Source organism: Mesorhizobium sp. M7A.T.Ca.US.000.02.2.1 (assembly GCF_003996995.1).
Classification (GTDB): Bacteria; Pseudomonadota; Alphaproteobacteria; order Rhizobiales; family Rhizobiaceae; genus Mesorhizobium.
Map to the genome: position 1 here is coordinate 1 of NZ_RZTT01000895.1, position 524 is coordinate 524.

General features: G+C 63.7%; 2 protein-coding genes. Both read right to left on the minus strand.

Features of this window, described 5'->3' with window-relative positions:
• The coding region (locus EOD15_RS35330; RefSeq protein WP_148129856.1) for a hypothetical protein at nucleotides 1-302 on the minus strand (302 nt) is incomplete at its 3' end.
• A gap of 18 nt (nucleotides 303-320) precedes the next feature.
• The coding region (locus EOD15_RS36420; RefSeq protein ID WP_210212228.1) for a hypothetical protein at nucleotides 321-524 on the minus strand (204 nt) is incomplete at its 5' end.

Below are 524 nucleotides of genomic sequence, written 5' to 3' on the forward strand. Positions count from 1 at the left end.
CTGCTGCGCAGCCCCACTTCCATGGGAGATCCGGAGAATTGCGGGTCGCGCTGCAGGTCGCTGTGCAGCCGCGTGCCCACCTCCTGCAGTCCATCGCGCGCCCTGACGAAATCCGCCGTCAGCTGTTCACGCGCCTGTTCTCGGCCCAGGCGAAGCGACTCCCAGCGAGAGTCGGCTGCTGTACCGGCCAAATGGTCCGGCGTGCCGTCCCGATCGAGGTCATTTCGCAGGCGCGCAGCAGCTGCCAGTTGCGCGCCGTTCGGTTCCTCACCCTGTACGGTAATACCCTTGTCATCCACCATGATTGCTCCGTTATGCGGTTATGCCGCGCGGTCCAAAAGTGCGGCCCCAATGGCCGCGATCTGCTCATCCGAGAGCGGTCCACTCGGAATCTCCACGTCCGAGAAATTCATGTCGAAGTCGTCCGCCCCGAGATTCTGCAGGTTTTCCATGTCCTCTGCTGTGACTGGGCGCGAAGGAGCGTCGTCCAGCTGGGCGAGGGCCAGTTTCGCGGCGTCCTGTAG